This window comes from Exiguobacterium sp. R-39 (genome assembly GCF_049942815.1).
Taxonomy (GTDB): Bacteria; Bacillota; Bacilli; order Exiguobacteriales; family Exiguobacteriaceae; genus Exiguobacterium_A.
Map to the genome: position 1 here is coordinate 1,263,895 of NZ_CP187965.1, position 19,097 is coordinate 1,282,991.

Annotated in this window: 15 protein-coding genes; 12 read left to right on the forward strand and 3 right to left on the reverse strand. The window is 49.3% G+C overall.

The genetic code is table 11. The features are described 5' to 3' along the window. Positions 1-78: 78 nt before the first annotated feature. Together ACP26N_RS06490 and ACP26N_RS06495 are read right to left on the reverse strand one after the other, a co-directional pair. On the reverse strand, positions 79-1,401 hold the full coding sequence (locus ACP26N_RS06490; RefSeq protein WP_026828620.1) for a Na+/H+ antiporter family protein: 1,323 nt from the start codon (positions 1,399-1,401) through the stop codon (positions 79-81). Between the two features lie 151 nt (positions 1,402-1,552). Beyond that, a complete protein-coding gene (locus ACP26N_RS06495) occupies positions 1,553-2,104 on the reverse strand; it encodes a beta-class carbonic anhydrase (protein WP_026828619.1) in 552 nt (183 codons plus the stop codon). A gap of 334 nt (positions 2,105-2,438) precedes the next feature. Here ACP26N_RS06495 and adhE point away from each other — a divergent pair, with 334 nt between their 5' ends. Continuing rightward, on the forward strand, positions 2,439-5,033 hold the full coding sequence (gene adhE, locus ACP26N_RS06500; RefSeq protein WP_188004126.1) for a bifunctional acetaldehyde-CoA/alcohol dehydrogenase: 2,595 nt from the start codon (positions 2,439-2,441) through the stop codon (positions 5,031-5,033). Positions 5,034-5,128: 95 nt separating this feature from the next. Here adhE and ACP26N_RS06505 read toward each other — a convergent pair whose 3' ends face one another. Beyond that, a complete protein-coding gene (locus ACP26N_RS06505; protein WP_131502861.1) occupies positions 5,129-5,539 on the reverse strand; it encodes an Lrp/AsnC family transcriptional regulator in 411 nt (136 codons plus the stop codon). 117 nt (positions 5,540-5,656) lie between these two features. On the opposite strand from ACP26N_RS06505, the gene ACP26N_RS06510 reads away from it, so the two are divergent. The 11 genes from ACP26N_RS06510 to ACP26N_RS06560 all read left to right on the forward strand — a co-directional run bounded on the left by ACP26N_RS06510 (position 5,657) and on the right by ACP26N_RS06560 (position 19,096). Next, entirely contained in the window at positions 5,657-6,415 is a 759-nt protein-coding gene (locus ACP26N_RS06510) for an MBL fold metallo-hydrolase (protein ID WP_426355100.1), read from the forward strand. Between the two features lie 222 nt (positions 6,416-6,637). After that, the gene (gene tnpB / locus ACP26N_RS06515) at positions 6,638-7,810 is read left to right on the forward strand and encodes an IS200/IS605 family element RNA-guided endonuclease TnpB (protein WP_426355396.1); all 1,173 of its coding nucleotides are present in this window, start codon (positions 6,638-6,640) and stop codon (positions 7,808-7,810) included. Positions 7,811-7,889: 79 nt separating this feature from the next. Further along, positions 7,890-8,963: an MFS transporter gene (locus ACP26N_RS06520; RefSeq protein ID WP_426355101.1), complete on the forward strand. Its 1,074-nt coding sequence runs from the start codon at positions 7,890-7,892 to the stop codon at positions 8,961-8,963. Between the two features lie 117 nt (positions 8,964-9,080). Next, on the forward strand, positions 9,081-9,635 hold the full coding sequence (locus ACP26N_RS06525) for a GNAT family N-acetyltransferase (protein WP_426355103.1): 555 nt from the start codon (positions 9,081-9,083) through the stop codon (positions 9,633-9,635). Positions 9,636-9,957: 322 nt separating this feature from the next. Beyond that, positions 9,958-11,352: a hypothetical protein gene (locus tag ACP26N_RS06530; protein WP_426355104.1), complete on the forward strand. Its 1,395-nt coding sequence runs from the start codon at positions 9,958-9,960 to the stop codon at positions 11,350-11,352. 204 nt (positions 11,353-11,556) lie between these two features. Then, positions 11,557-14,274 (forward strand): bifunctional 2',3'-cyclic-nucleotide 2'-phosphodiesterase/3'-nucleotidase, encoded by a 2,718-nt coding sequence (locus ACP26N_RS06535; protein ID WP_426355105.1) that lies wholly within the window; start codon positions 11,557-11,559, stop codon positions 14,272-14,274. An 84-nt stretch (positions 14,275-14,358) separates the two neighbouring features. Further along, the gene (locus tag ACP26N_RS06540) at positions 14,359-14,874 is read left to right on the forward strand and encodes a GrpB family protein (protein ID WP_214853632.1); all 516 of its coding nucleotides are present in this window, start codon (positions 14,359-14,361) and stop codon (positions 14,872-14,874) included. Continuing rightward, on the forward strand, positions 14,867-15,313 hold the full coding sequence (locus ACP26N_RS06545) for a DinB family protein (RefSeq protein WP_426355107.1): 447 nt from the start codon (positions 14,867-14,869) through the stop codon (positions 15,311-15,313). Before ACP26N_RS06540 ends, ACP26N_RS06545 begins: the two co-directional genes overlap by 8 nt. A 12-nt stretch (positions 15,314-15,325) precedes the next feature. Next, positions 15,326-16,195, forward strand: a complete 870-nt coding sequence (locus ACP26N_RS06550) for an alpha/beta fold hydrolase (protein ID WP_131502850.1) — start codon at positions 15,326-15,328, stop codon at positions 16,193-16,195. A gap of 149 nt (positions 16,196-16,344) precedes the next feature. Next, complete coding sequence (locus tag ACP26N_RS06555; RefSeq protein WP_426355109.1) at positions 16,345-17,469, forward strand: GTP-binding protein; 1,125 nt, start codon at positions 16,345-16,347, stop codon at positions 17,467-17,469. Between the two features lie 103 nt (positions 17,470-17,572). Continuing rightward, entirely contained in the window at positions 17,573-19,096 is a 1,524-nt protein-coding gene (locus ACP26N_RS06560; RefSeq protein ID WP_131502848.1) for a cardiolipin synthase, read from the forward strand. Position 19,097: the final 1 nt, after the last annotated feature.

The following is a 19,097-nucleotide window of genomic DNA, read 5'->3' on the forward strand; positions in this document are numbered from 1 at the left end:
CAGCCCGTTTAATGAAGCAAAATGATTCAAAAAAAGAACCAATACCGATTATGGCATTGGTTCCTGAAAACATACTTTTTATAACACCATCGCGGCAATCGTTCCGAAAACGAGCAGCGGCAGATTGTAGTGCAGGAATGTCGGGATGACGGTTTCCCGCATGTGATCATGCTGTCCGTCAGCGTTCAATCCACTTGTTGGACCGAGCGTCGAATCGGATGCCGGGCTTCCGGCGTCGCCAAGGGCACCGGCCGTCCCGATGATAGCAATCGTCGCTTCCAGACTGAATCCGTACTGGACACAAAGCGGGACGAAAATCGCAGCGATGACAGGAACCGTCGAGAAACTCGAGCCGATCCCCATTGTGACGAGCAGTCCGATCAATAGCATGACGAAAGCGGCAACGAGTTGGGAATCGCCCATCAAGGCTTTTGAATTCTCAACGAGCGGATCGATGTCACCGGTTTTCCGGAGGACGTTCGAAAATCCATTCGCTGAAATCATGACGAATCCGATGAACGACATCATTCGCATACCTCGGGTGATGACATCGTCTGCTTCACTGAAGCGGACGAGACGAAGAAGGAGAAACAGGACGAGACCTGTTGTCGCAGCAAAAATCATCGATTCGGTCGTCAGCTGGACAGCGAGGGTCGCGAGGACGACGAGTCCGCTGAGGAACAATTTTGTTTTCGTGATGACGGGAATCTCATAGTCGTCCGGTGCGATGTTCCTCATTTCGTATTCCCGTGGTTTCCGGTAAACGTAAAGACCAATCAACAGACCAACGAGCATTCCGAGTGCCGGAATCGCCATTGCCTGAATGACGGAAGCACCAGCCGTGTCCATTCCGTTTTTCGAAATGTTCGGCAAAAGGATCTGGTTCAAGTAGATATCCCCGAAGCCGACCGGCAGGAACATGTACGGTGTGACGAGACCAAACGTCATGACGATGGCAATCAGGCGACGGTCAATCTTCATCTCATTAAACAGACCGAGGAGCGGTGGAATGATGATCGGGATGAAGGCGATGTGAATCGGCAAGACGTTTTGTGAGCTGATCGCGAGCAACAAGATTGCAAAGACGATAAAGCCTTTTAACTTCTTGACTGACGCCGCGTCAGCGGATCCTTTTGAACGTTTGATCAGAGCATGTGCCAACGCATCCGGAAGTCCGGTTTTCGACAAGGCGACAGCAAACGCACCGAGTAAGGCATAACTGAGGGCGATTTCGGCCCCGGCGCCAAGTCCTTCAGCAAACGTCGCGATCGTCTTGTTGATGCCGAGACCGCCGATCAGTCCGCCGGCGACGGCACTGAGAACCATCGCGAGGACGATATGGACCCGGAAGATGGCTAAAAGAAATAATAGAGCAACGGCAATAATGACTGCATTAAACATGAACTAAAACCACACTTTCTTTTGGTATCACTGTACTATACTAAAGTATCATACAGACCGATCTTTTGACTGTCAAGAAAAAAACACAAAAAAGGTATGACCGACGTCAAATTGAGGTTGGCCATACCTTTCTTCTTCATTAAAACGTGATTCAGCAATCGACTTGGTCGAGTTTACCTGTTCCCGGATCGATGACAAGTCCGTGGACTTCCGTGCCCGGTGGCAACAATGGATGGTTTTTGATCAGTCCGACCGAGTGGCTGACATTTTCTTCGACCGATGTGAAGCCGCGTAACCATTGCTTCAAATCGACGCCGGAAGCATCCAGCGTGTGCAGAACCTGTTCATTGATGCCACGATCCTGCATCTCGGCGATCATCTTCGCCGGGTCAATCGTGCTCATGCCGCAGTCATGATGTCCGATGACAATGACTTCCTCTGCTCCAAGAGCATAGAGCGCGACGAGAATCGACCGCATGACAGATCCGAATGGATGGGACAGGACGGCTCCGGCATTTTTGATGATTTTCGCATCACCGTTTTTCAGACCAAGTGCGTGGGGAAGGAGCTCCGTCAAACGTGCATCCATACAGGTCAGAATCACAACCTTCTTATCCGGGAACTTATCCGAGATGAATGGTTCGTATTGTTTTTCCTCAACGAACTGTTGATTAAACGCAAGCATTTGATTAACGACTGACATTGAAACTTCCTCCTTTAAGACAAATGAATGATGGAACTATTCCTAGCGTACACGATGAACGATTGGTCAGACAAGCAGATTCATCGATTGCTGTGACAGTTATCACAGGAGCGGTACAAAAAAGCGAATCCTTACGTCAGAACAGGTTGTTTCTTTGAAAACGCTATCATTCGTGTGAAATAGTTCACAGGATAGCCATGCACAAATGTAACAAAAGGCGGTATGATTGATTTGTGAAGGAAAGCACAAACTATTGAAAATCAGCTTGGCATTCCTAACATCTAATAGGGAATTGCAGACTCAGATTCGTTCCAAAATAGGGAGGAAACCTAACATGGCTGTCAAAGAAAAAATCAAACAAGATGTCTCACCTGTCGAACAAGCAATCAATCAAATCGTCGCGAAAGGTCAAACGGCACTTCAAGAATTACTGACATTTGATCAAACGAAAATCGATACGATCGTGCGGGACATGGCGCTCGCCGGTCTTGAACGTCACGTCGAACTGGCGCGTCTCGCGGTTGAAGAGACAGGACGCGGTGTCTTTGAAGATAAAATGATCAAAAACATGTTCGCAACAGAATACATCTACAATAGTCTCCGGAATGAAAAAACGGTCGGGATTTTAGAAGAAGACGTCCAAAACGGTATCACGTACATCGCGGAACCGGTCGGTGTCGTCTGTGGCGTCACACCGGTGACGAATCCGACGTCAACGACGATGTTCAAAGCGTTGATCGCGATCAAGACGCGTAACCCGATTGTGTTCGCCTTCCATCCATCAGCACAAAACTGTTCCCTCGAAGCAGCGAAAACATTACGCGATGCGGCCGTCAAAGCGGGTGCACCGAAAGATTGTATCCAGTGGGTCGAACAACCGTCACTTGAAGCAACAAAAGTTTTGATGAACCATACCGACATCGCGATGGTCCTCGCGACAGGCGGAGCCGGCATGGTCAAATCCGCTTACTCAACCGGTAAACCAGCACTTGGTGTCGGGCCGGGTAACGTACCGTGTTACATCGAAAAATCAGCTAAAATCAAACGCGCCGTCAGTGATTTGGTTCTCTCCAAAACATTTGATAACGGAATGATTTGTGCGTCCGAGCAAGCCGTCATCGTCGACCAGGAAATTTATGCGGAAGTCCGGGCAGAGATGGAAGCACTCGGTTGTTACTTCTGTACACCGGATGAGAAAAAACGTCTCGAAGCACTCGTCATCAAAACCGATACATGTGCCGTCAATGCGGATATCGTCGGAAAACCTGCGACATGGATTGCAGCAAAAGCCGGCATCGATGTTCCGGGCAACACCGTCATGCTCGTCGCGGAACTCGAAAAAGTCGGGGCTGAAGAACCGTTATCACACGAAAAACTAAGTCCGGTTCTCGGTGCGTACAGCGTTGCGTCAACGAATGACGCCTTCCATGTCGCGGAACGGATGCTTGAAATCGGCGGACTCGGTCATACGGCAGTCATTCACACAACAGATGATGAGTTGATGACAGCGTTTGGTCTCCGGATGAAAGCCTGCCGGATTCTCGTCAACAGTCCGTCAGCACACGGCGGAATCGGCGATCTCTACAATGAATTGACACCGTCACTCACACTCGGTTGCGGATCATACGGGAAAAACTCGGTCTCAGAAAACGTAACGGCGAAACATCTACTCAATGTCAAAAAGGTGGCGAGACGACGCGTGAACATGCAGTGGTTCAAAGTACCGGAAAAGATTTTCTTTGAGAAAAACTCGGTTCAATACTTGAAATCGATTCAAAATGTCTCACGTGCATTGATCGTCACCGATCAATCGATGGTTGAGTTCGGTTATGCCGACAAAGTCATCCGTAACTTGCCTGCAGGCGTCAGCTACCGGATCTTTGACCAAGTCGAACCGGATCCATCCGTGACGACCGTTCAAGTCGGTGCCCAGGCGATGCGTGACTTTAAACCGGACCTGATCATCGCCCTCGGTGGCGGATCGGCGATGGATGCTGCGAAAGGGATGTGGTTGTTCTACGAGCAGCCAAACGAAACGTTCTCGAACCTCCGTCAAAAATTCATGGATATCCGGAAACGGGCCTATAAATTCCCGGAACTCGGTAATAAAGCGAAGTTCGTCGCCATTCCGACGACATCCGGTACGGGATCAGAAGTCACACCGTTCACTGTCATCACCGATAAAGAGAAAAACGTTAAGTATCCGATTGCTGACTATGCGTTGACACCAGACGTCGCAATTGTTGATCCGGAGTTCGTCATGACGGTGCCTGCCTCTATCACGGCCGATACAGGGATGGATGTCCTGACCCACGCGACGGAAGCTTTCGTCTCTGTCCTTGCGAACGACTACACGGATGGATTGGCATTAAAAGCAATCAAGATGATTTTTGAGTACTTGCCACGCGCTTACGATAACGGTTCAGACGCCGAAGCACGCGAAAAAGTCCACAATGCGTCCACGATGGCCGGAATGGCGTTTGCCAATGCCTTCCTCGGCATCAACCACTCGATCGCACACAAAATCGGTGGGGAGTTCCACACACCACACGGTCGGACGAATGCGATTCTGATGCCGCACGTCATCCGTTACAATGCAACAAAACCAACAAAACTGGCCGCTTTCCCGAAATACGAATCGTTTATTGCAGATGAACGGTATGCGGAAATCGCCCGTTACCTCGGTCTGCCGGCAGCGACGACAGAACAAGGTGTCGAATCATTCATCCAAGCTGTCAGTGAACTCGGACAACGCCTCAACATCAAGATGTCGTTCAAAGCCCAAGGAATCAAAAAAGCCGACTTTGAAGCGAAACTCGACAAGATGGCCGTCGATGCGTTTGAGGATCAATGTACGACTGCGAATCCGAAAATGCCGCTCGTGACGGAACTCCGTCAAATCATGGAACTCGCTTACGAAGGTATCTAATAGAGAGAAAAACATCATGGCAATTCAAAAGAGCCTTGCTTCCGGTTAACGGAGGCAAGGCTTTCGTGTGTTCATAATCGTGAAGTAAAGTTTACTCATTTGTTAATCACGATCGATAACTGATAATTCACATGCTCATTTAATTCAGTTAAAAACGAATCCAGTTCCTTGTTCGATGGAAAACGACACTCCAATAGATAACAACTGTCCCCGCTGATTTTATAATTATTCAGAACATATAACGGATGTTTTTTGAGAAACGAGAGATACGGCTGGTGATGGGTATCTTTCGTATAGATACTAATCATCGCATGAATCGTATAGCCCATCTTTAAAGGGTTAACAAGAATCGTATACCCTTCGATGATGCCTTGATCCTCTAATTTTAAAACCCGGGCCGATGTTGCGGGTCCACTTAAGTGAATTTTTTGACCCAATTCTTTCATCGTGATCCGGCTGTTTTGTGACAGCTCGTTGATGATTTGTAAGTCCGTTTGATCCAACACGATTTCAAATCCCTTCATAAGTAAAGTAAAACGGCAAAAATACCTTCAGTAAGCTCTGTATCGGGATGACGTTCAAATTATATACTAGGCTCCTAACAACGAAAAGGAGTGGTATACATGAACATCCAACATATCCGTAATGCAACGTTAAAACTGGACTATGCCGGTAAAACATTTTTGATTGACCCGTTTTTAGCAGACAAGGGAGCATATCCGGCATTTCCAAATTCGGCACGACAAGATCAAAAAAATCCGTTAAACGAATTGCCGGTTTCACTCGACTCTATTATCGAGGCAGATGCTGTCATTGTCACACATTTGCACCTCGATCATTGGGACGATGTGGCAAAAGAAGTACTATCAAAAGACATTCCTTTGTTCACTCAGAATGAACAGGATGCCCAAGAAATTAGAAACAGCGGATTCCAAAACGTCAAAGTCTTACAAGAAGATACCGTTTTTGAAGGAATTCAGTTGATTCAAACAAAAGGCGAGCACGGCAGAGGACCCATTTTGGAAATCGCCGGTTCGGTATGCGGAGTCGTCTTTAAACATGAAGATGAAAAAACCGTATATATCGCTGGCGACACGGTCTGGTATGAAGAAGTGGAGAAAGTGATCAAGCAGCATCAACCGGAAGTCATCGTCGTCAACGCAGGCGACAACCAGTTTGTGGAAGGTGGCTCACTGGTGATGGGAGCGGAAGACGTCTTAGCTGTCCACGAGGCCGCACCAACCGCACGGATTCTTTCCGTCCATATGGAAGCTGTGAATCACTGGGCATTGTCTCGGACAGATTTAAGAACGTTTGCCGTTGAACATCACTTTTCTTCTCAACTCATCGTGCCGGAAGATGGCGAGCGGTTTGTGTTTTAAGTTTAACTGGAGTTGCCGTAATTTTTGGAGGCACTCATTTTGAAACAGATAGATAAACGGTCTTTATGGACAAAAGAATTTGTGCTGTTATCAAGTATCAACTTTTTCTTGATTTTTATCAAAATTAGGCGAGAATACTCCCACTTCTAAACGAAGTGAAAGTGGGAGATGAATCGCTGGCCTGCCTTTCGGGTATATTCCCCTTGAAGGAGGTGAAAAATGGTGTTGAAGCACAAGGCCTACAAATTCAGGATCTATCCGACAAAAGAGCAGGAAATCCTGATCGCGAAGACGATCGGGTGTTCGCGCTTCGTTTTTAACCACTTCTTGGCGAAGTGGGAGGAAATGTACAAGACCACTGGAAAAGGACTGTCCTACGGTTCTTGTTCTAAAGAAATTCCTTTGTTGAAGCAGGAGTTCGACTGGTTGAAGGAAGTCGATAGTACATCTGTTCAGATCAGCGTCAAACATCTTGCTGATGCGTTTGACCGCTTCTTCAAGAAGCAGAATAAACGCCCTCGATTCAAGTCCAAGCGCCATCCCGTCCAGTCGTACAAGACCAACATCCAAGGCAAAAACCAGCTTCCTGAAGTCTCGATTGGATGCAACAAGCTCAAACTTCCGAAGCTGAAATGGGTTCGTTTCGCCCATTCGAAACAGGTCAAAGGCCGTATCTTGAACGCCACAATCCGAGGTAACGCATCAGGAAAATACTTCGTTTCCCTGCTCGTCGAGCAGGAGATCAACGAGCTGCCGAAGACCGGTTCATCTGTCGGCGTCGACGTCGGACTCAAGAACTTCGCCATCCTGTCGGACGGCACGATCTATAAGAACGACCGTTACTTCCGTAAGCTCGAGAAGAAACTGGCGCGCGAACAGCGCAAGCTCTCCCGCCGTCAACGCATCGCTTTGAACAAGAAAGTCACGCTTTCCGAGGCGAGGAACTATCAGAAGCAGAAGCGGAAGGTTGCCCGTATCCATGAGAAGATTGCCAACAAGCGAACAGACTTCCTGCACAAGGTATCGACCGAAATCGTCAAAAACCACGACGTCATCGGCATCGAGACCTTGCAGGTGAAGAACATGCAGAAGAACTGCAAGTTGAGCAAGGCCATCTCGGACGTCAGCTGGTCGGCGTTCTTCCGCATGCTGGAGTACAAGGCGGAATGGTACGGGAAGGCCGTCGTGAAAGTCGGCAAGACCTTTGCTTCCAGTCAACTGTGCTCCAGTTGCGGACATCAACACAAAGACGTGAAACACCTCGGCTTGCGTGAATGGACATGCCCGAGTTGTGGCATCCATCACGACCGAGATGTGAACGCAGGACTGAATCTCAAACAAGAAGCAGAACGCATCTTAGCTTCTTCAACCGTCGGAACGACGGGGTTAGCCTGATCAGGTTTCGACCGTCAGGTCGGATAACTCAGGAATCCTCCACCTCCAAGTGAAGCGTAGGTGGAGGTAGTTCAAGTATTTGTTGCTCAACTCCATCATCACACTGTATACCCTCAATGAGTTGGGGACGACGACTGGTCAGGCGGGGTTAGTTGCAGGTATTTTTATCATCGGTGCGTTGGCAGGGCGTCTGGTGACAGGGATGCTTTTGTCGAAAGTGAACGGTCAGTCTTTATTACGCTTTGGATTACTGTTCTTTGCCCTGACGATGGCTCTCTATATTTTGGATTTTGGATTTACCTTTTTTGCCTTTACCCGTTTGTTAAATGGTTTTGCGATGGGGATTGCAACAACTATCATCGGAACGATCGTCGTCTTGACGATTCCGGAAGAAAGAAGCGGAGAGGGCATCGGATATTTTGCAGTAAGTACAGCGTTGGCCACCGGAATCGGTCCGTTCGTTGGACTGTTTTTGATGCCCCGCACAGGATTTACGACAATCTTTTTATTCTGTTTGCTGCTGGCAGTCCTGAGTGTGGTGTGTGGATGGTTTCTTTCGGTTCCAGCGAAGAAAACGAATAAGCCGACTTCGGATTTGAAGTGGACGCATGTGTTTGAACGAAAAGCATTACCCATCAGCTTGATTATTTTAGTGATGACTTTTTGTTTTTCCAGTATTCTCTCGTATATCAGTTTATTTGCCATCGAGCGTAATCTAATCACTGCTGCCAGTTATTTCTTTATCGTCTACACGCTGGCGGTTTTGGTTTCACGTCCTGTCACGGGACGTTTGATGGATCAGCGCGGACCCGACGTCGTCATGTATCCTGCCTTTCTCCTGTTTGCCGTCGGGCTGTTTTTACTGAGTAATGCAACTGATGCCGTTGTCTTTTTATTTGCCAGCCTGTTGATTGGACTCGGATTCGGGAATCTCTCTTCGATCAGCCAGACGATGGCTGTGAAAGCGGTCCCGCGCGAAGGAAAAGCCCGTGCAACGGCGACGTTTCTTATTTTTTTTGATATCGGAAATGGACTCGGTCCGGTTTTACTCGGCTTGATGTTGCCGGTTATTGGATATACCGTCATGTATGTACTGCTTGGAATCATCGTGCTGTTGACGATTCTCTTTTACCGGCGTTTGTCTCTGCGATGAATGCAAAATAGGATGCACCTCTTTCAAAACAATGACTTTAAAAAAACTTGATGTGGTCGGAGAAGACTTTGGTCCTTCGACCACATCAAGTTTATTTTTTTAAAAGGAGTAGTGAAAATGTTTTTGGAAATAGAACAATTGACGAAAGGCCATCGGGATATCGACCGGGTAACTCAATTATACCTGGAAGCATTCCCGGATCATGAACGGATGCCAATGAACATGTTGTTGAGAAAAGCCAACAAACGCTCTGTGGATTTTTGGGCGCTGTATGATCAAAACATTTTTGTTGGTTTTACCTATCTGATCACGCATCAAGATTTAACGTACGTTTTGTATGTTGCTGTTGACGGTCAAGCAAGATCCAGCGGCTACGGCAGTCAACTCTTAAAGAAGATTGAAGAACACCGGCCGGGAAATCGGATTCTATTAAACATCGAGAACCTGGATGAGAGTGCTGAAAATTATCAACAGCGGGTGACACGGAAAAAATTCTATGTGCGGAATGGCTATCGGGATTCCGGGCTGGTGTACGAAGACCGATGGGCAAAATATGAAGTGTTATTGCAGGGAACAGCGGTAGAAACACATGAATTTTATCAGTTACTGCGAAAGTTTGCGGGAATCCTGCTATTTCTCCTCTTTAAACCGCGTATTACCAAAACAGATTGATTCGTTAAACAGTATTAACGAAACCAGTCCCAATACATCGCCCCTTGCGCAACAATCAGATAATCGAGCCATTTGTTGAAAGAAAGTGGGAGCTACTCGAAGCCTCCAACAGCATCCGGCGTGAACACTTAATTATTGAATGCTTTTCTCTTCGTGACACGTCGTTCCTCCTCGTGAAAGCAAAATCCCTCTTCCATACAGATTTGGTTATAATTAGAGTATATCGTACAGAAATGACCAAAAGTTATTGAAAATAGGCAGTTGGCGTTTCTGAACGGCATAGAACAGGAATAATCAAACAAAGGAAAAGGAGGGATTGACGATGGAGCAACGACAAGAGCGGCGCAACAGGCGTTTCTCGATTATGGATTTCGTGTTCGGGATCGGGTTCGGGCTCATCTTCTTTGCCGTGTTATATGGCCTGATGACAGTCGTAACCGGACAAATCGAGTCTTCCAGTGATTATCAGTCACTCGTGAAGCAAATGCAGGACGCGGACGTTACCTGGGGAAGCAGCGACGTGACGGTCACACTGATGTTGCTGTTTATCGGTGGACTCGACGTAACGATGCCGGCTGCCGTCCGGGAAGCAATCATCAACCAAGTAATTGGTGCCAGTTCGGCCGGTGATGTCCTGTCTATCTTCGGAATCGATTTGAACCAGGTTCTATCACCGCTGACGTTCGACGTGACGTATGGTTCCTTGTTGCTGTCGGTATTTGGTATCGTTTTTGTTTTTATTCTCTTTTTAATGATGCGGATCAAAGCCAACCGGCTCGGCTGGACAGTCCGGTCCGTCAGTTTTTTGATAACGGCGTGGATTGGCTGGTTCATGCTCGTTCAGCGCAGTGATTCGGTTCCCTTTTTATCGTTCCAGGACGGTGTGTTGACCCAAGGGTTGCTTGCACTCGGCATCGTGATTGCATTAAGTTATCTGGCCTTGTATCCGCAAGGGTTGTCCGGGTTGTCGGCAGCCGCACGGGGAAGCTTGCTCGTCTTAATGTTTGCGAGCTGTCTTCAGCTGTATCTCGTCGTGACGGATGAAACGCAGTATGACGGGGATTCGGCCCTTCGGACAGCTTTGACCGTCGCCAGTCTTGATGCCGGCAGCGGCGGCATGTATGAATTGTTGCATGGTGGACAGATCACCTATAAGGCGAATGTACTCGGTGCGGATGTTGATGTCCCGGTGACGATGCTGAACGGTGAGACCTCGACCGGTCAATTAAATCAATCGATCGAAGATGTTCTGGAAGAAGTCGACACCGATCGGGTGACGGAACAACTGTTGACGATTATCGGCGGGGAACGACCTGATTTGTCGGATACCCGGTTGAATCTCGAACCGATCGATTACGGCATCGCCCGGCAGACGATTCAAGCGCTTGATGCTGAATCGGCCGGAGTCACGCCGGAGCCGGTCAACTCGGAAAGTGCGTACTGGGTCTTGATTCTGATTCCGTTCCTGCTGTATCTGCTTGCCGGTATCCGGTCCTTCAAGACCATCCTTGATCCGATTGTCTTCGCTGTCCTCGTTGGGGTCACGAGTTTCCTCGTCGCTCAAGCGACGACGGCAGACTTTACGGTCGCTTGGCGCAATGAAGCGCTGTTGCAGTTTTCACAGCAACCGACCGGACTGACACCGCTCTATGCTGCTGGAATGGCATTGATTGCCGGATTGATCGGATTTGTCATCAAACGAAAACCAACTGTATAGTCCATGGCGCCGGTCGACCTGAAAGGGCAGACCGGCGCTTTTTCTTTGGCATGTAAAGTTCATTTAAAGATTATTAATCCAGTATTTGGAATTAGTTAAGCAGGTTAAATAAGACGGATGTCCGACCTATTCAAAGAAGCTATAAGCTACAATGAAAGCGTGTTAAATTAGTTGAGCAGTCAATTATACTTAGGGGGAAATCAGATGAAACAAATCACGAAAATCGTTATTGCCAGCACGTTGATCGCACCGATGCTTGCGCCCGTCATTCAAGTCAAGACACTCGCCGCCGATAACAGCGTCGTCAAACTTCGTTTTTTAGAGACTACTGATTTACATACTAACTCGATGAACTACGATTACTTCAAGGATGTGCAAGATGAGACGATTGGTCTTGTCAAAGCGGCAACCGTCATTAAACAGGAACAAAACGTCGTCGGCGAAGCCAACAGCTTCGTATTCGACAATGGGGATACGTTACAAGGGACACCATTTGGCGATTACGTCAAAAATCAGTACGACAAAGGCAACAAAGGGAAACATCCGATGTACGAACTGATGGAATACATCGGTTATGACGCCGTGACACTCGGCAACCACGAGTTTAACTTCGGGCTCGACTTCCTGAAGTCAGCGATGAAAGCATCAAGCGGCGAAATCAAATTCGTGAACTCGAATGTGCTCGATGCCGTTACGAAAAAACCGATCGTTTCCGAATTCAACACGGACGGGAAAGATTATCAAATCATCGAACGTCAAGTCAAAGACCAAAACGGTCAGATGAAAACGGTCAAAGTCGGTGTCTTTGGTGTCGTCACTCCACAAATCATGGCGTGGGATGCCGGAAACCTGACAGGAAAAGTGACAGCGGAAGATATCGTACCGGTCGCTAAAGCAACGGCGAAGAAATTAAAAGATGCCGGTGCAGACGTCGTCGTCGCACTTGCGCACACAGGAATCGGTGATACAGCGGATCAAAAAGACGGCGATGAAAATGTCGGATACGCGTTGACAAAAATCACGGACATCGATGTCTTGATGACGGGTCACCAGCACGGAAAATTCCCGGACAAGACATCAGCGTTCAATAACTTACCGAACGTCGACGCAGCAAACGGTCTCATCAACGGCAAACCGGTTGTCATGGCCAACACACAAGGAAAAAACGTCGGCGTGATTGATTTGCAATTGAAGCAGGACGGCGAGAAATGGATCGTCGATACAGCCGGATCAAAACTGGCAGACGTCACAAAAGACACGGCAGCTGATGCCGGTGCCGTCAAATTGATTGAAAAAGCACACGAAGGCACACTTGCCTACATCCGCCAGCAAGTCGGAACAATCAATGATGATATCCAAAGCTTCTTTGCGCTCGTTCAGGATGACGATTCCGTCCAGTTCGTCACGAACGCGCAAAAATGGTACGTCGAGAAACAACTGAAAGAAAATGCCGATCTCGCCCAATATAAAGATTTACCGCTCCTGTCTGCCGGTGCACCGTTCAAGACAGGCGGACGCAACCAAGTGAACGCGTCAGACTACACGTTGATCAAAAAAGGACCGATCGCGTTGAAAAACGTCGCTGATCTGTATGTTTATCCGAACACACTCGAAGTCGTCAAAGTGACAGGAGCTGACGTCAAAAACTGGCTCGAGATGTCAGCCGGTCAATTCAACGAAGTGACGGATGCGCAGACAGATTTGCTGAACAAAGAGTTCCGCAGCTACAACTTCGATATTCTGGACGGTTTGACGTACGATATCGACATCACGAAACCGGCGAAGTTTGATTTCAACGGGGTGGTCGTCAAAGAAGACGCAAGCCGTGTTCAAAACATCAAATACCAAGGCAAGGAAATCACGGATGATCAGGAGTTCCTCGTCGCAACGAACAACTACCGTGCCGGCAGCGCAAGCTTCCCTGGTCTCGGCGGCGGAAAGAAAATCGTCTACAAATCGGCTTACGAAACACGCAACGTCATCTCGGATTTCATCAAAGCAAAACAACCGGTTGATTATCAAGCGGACAACAACTGGTCACTCGTCGCAAGCAAACCAATCACGGTTGATTTTGATTCAGCCGAAGCCGCAGCGGACTACACGAAACGTTACGAAGGCATCACGAACACGGGCGTCAAACGCGCCGGTGAGACCGGTACGTTCCTGAAGTTTAAACTCGACGTCCCGATGAAAGACTTTAACGTCAGCGTCAGCGCTGTGAAACCGGGAGCAAAACTTGTCACGGGAACAGCGGTTGCCGGAGCAAAAGTTACAGTCAAACGCGGCACGACAGTCCTTGGCACGACGACAGCCGACGAAACCGGCAAGTATGCCGTGACGGTCCGTCCGGTCAAACTGCGTGACAAGTTGACGGTCGTCTCGGAGCTCGGTTTCATGAAAAAAGAAACGACGGTCACGGTCGGAACAGGTGTCGTGGCGACGCCGGCCATCGACAAGAAATCAGCCGTCTACGGTTCGACGGTCTTGACAGGAAAAGCAACGGAAGGACTCGATGTCACGCTCTATAAAGGGTCGACGAAAATCGCGAAAGCGAAAACGACGGCAAGCGGCTTCAAGATTCCGGTCAAAAATGGTCTGATGACGGGCACGTACACAGTCAAGTCGACGGACATCTCAAACAAGATTACGAAAAAGGCGTCATTTACGATTAAAAATACGTATCCGGTCAAAAAATGGGCGGGTAAAAAGACATTGACGGGCAAAGTGGAAAAACGTCAAATCGTCCGCTTGTTCGAAAAAACAAGCAGCGGTTACAAATTTATTGCGCAGGACGTTGCCGACAACCACGGCAACTACGTCCTGAAGATGCGGACCGGTCTTGCGACAGGGTCATACAAGATGAACATCTATACAGCATCTGATCGTCTCGATCAATCGCGTTACTTCATCACGAAAAAATAAGGCAGGAAAACGGCTTCTCGTCTGAGGAGTCGTTTTAGTTTTGCAGAAAAAACTGGCATACTATATACGAGGGGAGCGGATAGCATGCGGCAAGTCATCGTCACACCATATCAAGCGTCGTGGCCGGAGGCGTTTCAAGAGGCAAAAGAGCAGTTGGAGAAGATTTTCGGCGAACGTCTGCTGGCGGTTCATCATATCGGCAGTACATCGGTTCCGGGATTGTTGGCTAAACCGATTCTCGATATTCTGCCGGTCGTCGATTTAATCGACGGGATTGAAGCGTTTGACGCAGCGATGGAACAGATCGGCTATGAAGCGAAAGGGGAGTTCGGGATGCCCGGGCGCCGCTATTACCGGAAGGGCGGAGACGCGCGGACGCATCACATTCATCTTTATGCAAGCGGCAACCCGGAAATCACCCGTCACGTCGTCTTTCGGGATTACTTGCGGGAACATCCGCACGAAGTCGAAGCGTACAGTACAATCAAAGAGCAACTGGCGAATTGGTATCCGGAAGACATCAGTGCCTACATTGCCGGAAAGGACAGCTTCGTTAAAGCGATGGAACAACGGGCACTGGCCTGGTGGTCGCATGACTGACTGGCAACAGGCACTTGACCGGCATGTTGGTGTCGGCGTCCGGACGACACGTGAGCTGATCAGGCTGATTCAGCCGGAGGATTGGGACAAACGTCCGATTTCCGGCAAACGGTCCGTCTATGAAGTGGCGGTTCATCTCGCTGTGTTGCTCGAAGCCGATCTGCGGATTGCAACAGGGGCGACGGCGGACGAGATGGCACAGTTCTATGCCGTTCCGGTGCTGCCGGAGCAACTTGTCGACCGGCTAGACCAGTCGTGGCGGTATTATCAAGATCGGCTTACGGCCGGTTTTTCGACGGAGACGACCTACTGGAGCGTCACCGATAATTCGACCGGTTGGCTGCTGGAAGCAGCTGTTCACTTGTACCACCACCGGTCACAGTTATTTGATTACTTGAACCTGCTTGGGTATGACATCAAGTTAGATTTGTTTGAATAGGAGAGGATTTTAATGGAACGAATTGTCGATACAGCAGACGGCCGCTTTGATACACGCTTGACGGGGACGGGCAATGTGACATTCATTCTTGATCACGGGATGATGTCGAGTCATTACCAATGGGGCTGGCTCCGCGGGGAATTGTTGAAACAGGGACGGGTCTTTGAATATTCCCGACTCGGTTACGGTCGATCGACCCGTGGCAAAACGAAACGGTTGTTTACGCAACAAGCGGACGAACTGGAACGGGTCCTCGCTTTGCTTGATATTAAAGGGCCGTTCGTCTTCATCGGCCACTCGCTTGGTGCCTACATCTCGCTTGAACTCGGACGCCGCCGTCCGGACGAGACGGCAGGAATCGTTCTGCTCGATCCGTCGCATCCGGAAGTCGACGCCGAACTGCCGAACTGGTACGAACGGACGCAGGAGGAATGGAACCGTTTTTTATATGTCTTGAGTCATGTCCGGCCACTCGCCTGGCTGATTCCGGATGACCTCGGTGCCCGGATGTTTACGAGTCTGCCGGAAGCCGACCGCATTCCGATGTGGCGGAATATGGCACGGAAAAACCACTGGCGGGGGACGCTGGATGAGTGGCAGGCAGTCGAAGCGAATAATCAGAACGTCTTGGAAGTCGTCGAGCATATCACGCCGCCGGTCCTCGTGTTATCCGCATCAGACTGGGCCGGCGGAATGCCCGAGAACTGGCTGAACCCGGAACTGACGAAGCGGATCAATGCGGCGCATGAACGGTTTGCTGCGAGTTTGCCGGACGCGGAATTTCACGTCATTCCGGACACGAATCATTATACGATTGCCGGTTTCTCGGAAGAGGCCGCGACAACAATCGTCCGCTTGATCCGCAACGCCTTTTTTAAATGAGTTTGATCCGAATACCCCGTTTCCATGACGCCTTAAGGATTGTCACGGAAACGGGGATTTTATAATGTTGTGAAACAGCAGTTGACAAGCTAAACCGGAACGATTACTATTTAAAACGTAATGATTCCGATTTAAAAAGGAGACTGTGTATGAATCCGATTCCGATCACCGTCTTGTCCGGCTACCTGGGTGCCGGCAAGACAACTGTATTAAATCATCTGTTGAACAACCGGCAAGGACGCAAGCTGGCCATCATCGTCAACGACATGAGTGAAGTGAACATCGATGCCGTGTTGATTGAACAAGGCGGCTTTTCACGGACGGAAGAATCATTCGTGACGCTATCGAACGGTTGCATCTGCTGTACGCTGCGGGACGATTTATTGCAGGAAGTCCGGCGTCTCGTCGACCAGGGCGATATCGACGGCATCGTCATTGAATCAAGCGGGATCTCGGAACCGATTCCGGTTGCCCAGACGTTTACATATCTTGACGAAGACAGTCAGATTGATTTGACGGAGACGACAAAAATCAATGCGATGGTAACAGTCATCGACGGCTATCGTTTCCTGAAAGACTTTGAGTCCGGTGAATCGTTGATTGAGCGGCAACAGGCAGTCGACGAGACGGATGTCCGGGAAGTCGTCGATCTCCTCGTCGATCAGGTCGAGTTCGCGGATATCATTTTGCTGAATAAAATCGACCGGTTGACCGAGTCGGAAAAACATGATGTCACAAGCTACTTAAAGGCGCTCAATCCGATCGCCAAACTGATCGAGACGACCCACGGGCAAGTCGATCCGGCTGAGATTCTTGACGTCGATCTGTTTGACTTCGAACAGGCGGCAGCAAGTGCCGGCTGGATCCGTGAGCTGAACGCCGAGGAACACGTACCGGAAACGGAAGAATACGGCATCAGCTCGTTCGTCTACAAACGCGATGTCCCGTTTCATCCCGAACGGTTGATGGCACTGATTGAGGCCTGGCCGGAAGAAATCGTTCGCGCGAAGGGCTTTGTCTATCTTGCGACGCGCCCGGAAATCGCCTTGCTGTTCCATCAGGCTGGATATGCTTCGAATATGGAATACGCCGGACGCTTCGAGTCGGTCGCAGATCGCCGGACGGAGTTGGTCTTGATCGGGATTGGTTTCGATCAGGTAACGCTTGAAGCGGAGTTCGACACCTGCCTCGTTCAAGAGCACGAAACGGATTGGGTCAGCCTGAATGATCCGATTCCGGGACGTGAGATGTACGATCTGAATTTTTCAAAATAGGTCAACTTTTCAAGAAATCACATCTGTGGTTTCTTTTTTTGCTATATTTTTAGAGGAGACAGGGAATTAGAAGAACAGAGTACGTTACAGAGGAGGAAGTCTAGTGCGCAATCGGATTTTACAGTTCGCGCTCGTGTTTTTAGTCGCAGGCGGAATCATTTGGGGACTATACCAATTGGGCTACCTGTTTTATGTTTTGACGATTTCCGCGACCGTCGTACCCTTGGCCGTCATCATGATTATCTTCATTGAGAACCGGACGGCGGAGTCGACGATTGCCTGGTTTTTAGTTTTGATCTTCTTACCGATTCTCGGTGTCATCATCTGGATGATGTTCGGGCGCAATCCGCGCCGCCGTCGCCGGAACCGGCGGTCGCACGATGAACGGATGTTGCTGAAACAGGCCATTCGTCCCGTCCGGTCGCTCGCGGTCAGTGAGTTGCCGCCGAACCACCTGAAGCTTGCCAATACGATCCGCAACTTTGGTGGAGGTGGGGTCGACGTCCATACAGCCAGTCAAATCCTGACGAACGGCAACGAGACGTTCCCGGAAATTCTACGGATGATCCGCTCCGCCAAGCATCATGTTCACATCCAGTATTACATTTACCGGAACGACGAGACCGGGCAGGCGATCCGCGAAGCATTGATTGACCGGTTGAACGACGGAGTCGAAGTCCGGTTCATGTTTGACGGTCTTGGCAGTTACATGCTCGGCGAAGGATTTTTGAAACCGCTCCGGGAAGCCGGGGCGAAGATTGCTGCCTACGATCCGATTTCCAGTCCGTTGTTCATCTTCACGGCGAACTTCCGCAATCACCGGAAAATCGTTGTCGTCGATGGGAAAATCGGTTTTACCGGGGGGCTGAACGTCGGCGACGAGTATGACGGAAAAAGTAAGAAGTTCGGCTTTTGGCGCGATACCCATTTGCGGCTCGAAGGACGTGCCGTCAAGGAATTACAGGCGACGTTCCTCGATGATTGGCTGTATGCCCATCTAGACGGCAGTGATACTTGGGAGACATTTGCCGGTGAGGGTGCAATCGAACATTACTTCCCGAAACACGATGTCGAGACGGACGGTGCGGTCCAAGTGGTGACGAGTGGACCGACGTCCAAAGATCCGGCGATCCGGAACGCTTTGATTGCCGCCATCATTTCGGCTCAGCGGTCAATTTGGATTTCAACACCGTATTTGATTCCCGATAACGAGACGATGACACTGCTCCGCCTCGCGGCCCGTGCCGGACTCGATGTTCGGATTCTGACACCGGGTAAGGGGGACAGTTTTACGTCCTACTATGGAACACGGTCTTATTTCGGACCCTTGCTAAAAGACGGAGTCAAAATTTATACGTACAACCGTCATTTCATCCATGCCAAACTGTTTCTCGTCGACGGAAAGATTGCTGTCGTCGGAACGGCGAACATGGATATCCGGAGTTTCGTCTTGAACTACGAACTGATGGCCTTCATGTATGATTCCGAGAGTGCGGCCCGGCTCGAGCGCGATTTCATCGATGATTTCGACGTCTCGATTCAGTTGTCCTCGGCGGATTATCTCAAACGGCCGATGCGGTTCCGGATCTTTGAATCGTTCTCCCGTTTGATTTCACCATTGTTATGAT

Excerpts from the sequence above, each read along its gene's own strand:
- ACP26N_RS06490 (WP_026828620.1), bottom strand. The coding sequence starts at position 1,401 with ATGTTTAATGCAGTCATTATTGCCGTTGCTCTATTATTTCTTTTAGCC.
- ACP26N_RS06495 (WP_026828619.1), bottom strand. The coding sequence starts at position 2,104 with ATGTCAGTCGTTAATCAAATGCTTGCGTTTAATCAACAGTTCGTTGAG.
- adhE (WP_188004126.1), top strand. The coding sequence starts at position 2,439 with ATGGCTGTCAAAGAAAAAATCAAACAAGATGTCTCACCTGTCGAACAA.
- ACP26N_RS06510 (WP_426355100.1), top strand. The coding sequence starts at position 5,657 with ATGAACATCCAACATATCCGTAATGCAACGTTAAAACTGGACTATGCC.
- ACP26N_RS06525 (WP_426355103.1), top strand. The coding sequence starts at position 9,081 with ATGTTTTTGGAAATAGAACAATTGACGAAAGGCCATCGGGATATCGAC.
- ACP26N_RS06530 (WP_426355104.1), top strand. The coding sequence starts at position 9,958 with ATGGAGCAACGACAAGAGCGGCGCAACAGGCGTTTCTCGATTATGGAT.
- ACP26N_RS06535 (WP_426355105.1), top strand. The coding sequence starts at position 11,557 with ATGAAACAAATCACGAAAATCGTTATTGCCAGCACGTTGATCGCACCG.
- ACP26N_RS06540 (WP_214853632.1), top strand. The coding sequence starts at position 14,359 with ATGCGGCAAGTCATCGTCACACCATATCAAGCGTCGTGGCCGGAGGCG.
- ACP26N_RS06545 (WP_426355107.1), top strand. The coding sequence starts at position 14,867 with ATGACTGACTGGCAACAGGCACTTGACCGGCATGTTGGTGTCGGCGTC.
- ACP26N_RS06550 (WP_131502850.1), top strand. The coding sequence starts at position 15,326 with ATGGAACGAATTGTCGATACAGCAGACGGCCGCTTTGATACACGCTTG.
- ACP26N_RS06555 (WP_426355109.1), top strand. The coding sequence starts at position 16,345 with ATGAATCCGATTCCGATCACCGTCTTGTCCGGCTACCTGGGTGCCGGC.